The sequence below is a fragment of the Rugamonas rubra genome (genome assembly GCF_900114705.1).
Lineage (GTDB): Bacteria > Pseudomonadota > Gammaproteobacteria > Burkholderiales > Burkholderiaceae_D > Rugamonas > Rugamonas rubra.
On record NZ_FOTW01000070.1, the window covers coordinates 1 to 2,003 of the forward strand.

At 54.3% G+C, this 2,003-nt stretch carries 2 protein-coding genes; both read left to right on the top strand.

Annotated elements, in window-relative coordinates; genetic code table 11:
- Nucleotides 1–929 (top strand): hypothetical protein (locus BM252_RS31360; protein ID WP_174900735.1); only part of this gene is annotated, 929 nt, incomplete at its 5' end.
- Between the two features lie 73 nt (nt 930–1,002).
- Entirely contained in the window at nt 1,003–1,755 is a 753-nt protein-coding gene (locus BM252_RS29735) for a nucleotidyltransferase domain-containing protein (RefSeq protein ID WP_139236832.1), read from the top strand.
- Nucleotides 1,756–2,003: the final 248 nt, after the last annotated feature.

A 2,003-nucleotide genomic window follows, 5' to 3' on the forward strand; every position in this document is an offset into this window, starting at 1 on the left:
GTGTCCAGTTTGGTTTGGAACGGGTGTCCAGTTTGCGCTGGAACGACTGTCCAGTTTGCGGCGGAACAGGTGTCCAGTTTGCGTGGAATACGCACAAGGGCGAGGTCCAGAACATGCTGCAGGGCTTGTCTGACTTCATAAAGAGTAGGGGCGGTGTTCCCGTCAGTTACCAGGATCAGTTTGGCACCAATGAAACGCTGACTCTGGACAGCGACGGCGACTTCAGAATGACCGCCAACGCCACCTTGGACGATGGATCGACGTTGTCGTCGGAAGCGGTGTCGTCCCCCTACAAGGACGGAGCCGGGCAGGTGGGCGTGGTCACGAGAGATGATGGTAGCGTGGACGTGGTCGCGAATGGCGACGGCGAAACGGTCTTAGTAGCGAACGCCGACGTTTACGTTGCGCTCGATTCGACGGTTGCTATCGATTTACCCGGCAATACCGTGTACGGCGCAGGAAACGACGAGATCAATGTGTATACAAACAACACATCGATCATCGCCAATGGCTGCGACATCAATTTCAACTATACGGATGCCTCCGGCGACTATGTTTCCGGAAACGACAATACGGTTGACTTCTACTATATGAGCGGCGGTTTTAGCTACAGCCCCGGTATGATCAACAAAAACGGTGGCATAGATAGCCGCATGCTTGGGTTTGACTTCGCCGAACTCGGTGATGCAGGGATCGCCGATGCTGGTAACAGCAGCCGGAAGATCGACCTGCGGTCGACGCATCATGTGTCGGTCAAGGTGTCTTCGGCAACGCCGGTGTCGATCGAGCACCTGATCCAGTCGATCGCTGCGTTTGGCAATCGAGAGTCTGGCATAGTTGATGGGTTCTCGTTCACAAACACCTTGGTCTCAGACCCTATGCAACTGCAGACTCAGCACACAACACGGATGCTCGCACCAACACACTGAGGCACCGGACCGGATCTCGATGCCTGCCAGGCACGAGATCCTCAAGTGCGCAAACCACACCGTCGGAACACCAATGACTCCCACACTCGCCCCGCCTCCTTCACAAGCAACGCTGCAGAAAGCGGTGCAATCGCGCTGTCGCAATATCTTGTTTTCTCTGCTGTGCGGCTCACACGCGAAGTCGGCCGGAAAACCCAAGTCAGACGTCGATATCCTCGTTTTGGTCGGAAGATTACCTTGCGCCAGACGGGAGTTGTTCTACCAGGACGGATTCCTAGTTGATCTGCACGTCCACGACGCTGAAACCTTGGCATTTAACTTGAATGCAGAGCGGCGCGAGGGCCCCGTACCGTTATTGTCCATGGTCGCTGAGGGCATCCCTTTTGGCACTACCTCCTCGATCTATGAAGATTTTCGGAAGATGGCCAACAGCTATCTCGCTGCGGGTCCGTGCGATCCGAATTGGGTGATGCATAGACATCAGTTTACAGAACTGTTGGCGGACCTGAGCGATTGCGACGACCACGAAGAAAAACGACTGCTTGCGATGGAACTCTACAAACAAATCATCAATTCTCATCTGCTTTCACGCAAGATATTCCCTTGCGAAAAAAGAAATATCGTTCGCACTATTCGATACCGGAACAAGGCTCTGTCGGAGCGTCTTTCCGACGCGATGGCACGGCTGTTCAGTCATCACGACAGCGACGCTCTGATCATGATCGCCACCGAGATTTTGAACCAGTCCGGTGGCCCACTCACGGCCGGATTCAGCTTCGCGTTTCCGCATCATTTCCGGACTCCGTTCACACCGACTGCGCAATGAACGGGAATACGCACGACAACAGTCAGATTGTAAACTATGCGCTGCCGGCACTCATCGCCAGTGTCGCTGCCAAGCGCTATCCCGAGCATTCCTTTATATTCTTTCACGGGTCGAGCAGTCGCCACACCGGGCATGCGGATTCCGATATCGACTTACCTGATTATGTTCGTTCGTCAGAACTTTGCCACTCCAGTTGAGTCAAACCTATCAGGATGGCAGAGCCACTGAAGGGGATGATGATGACGATC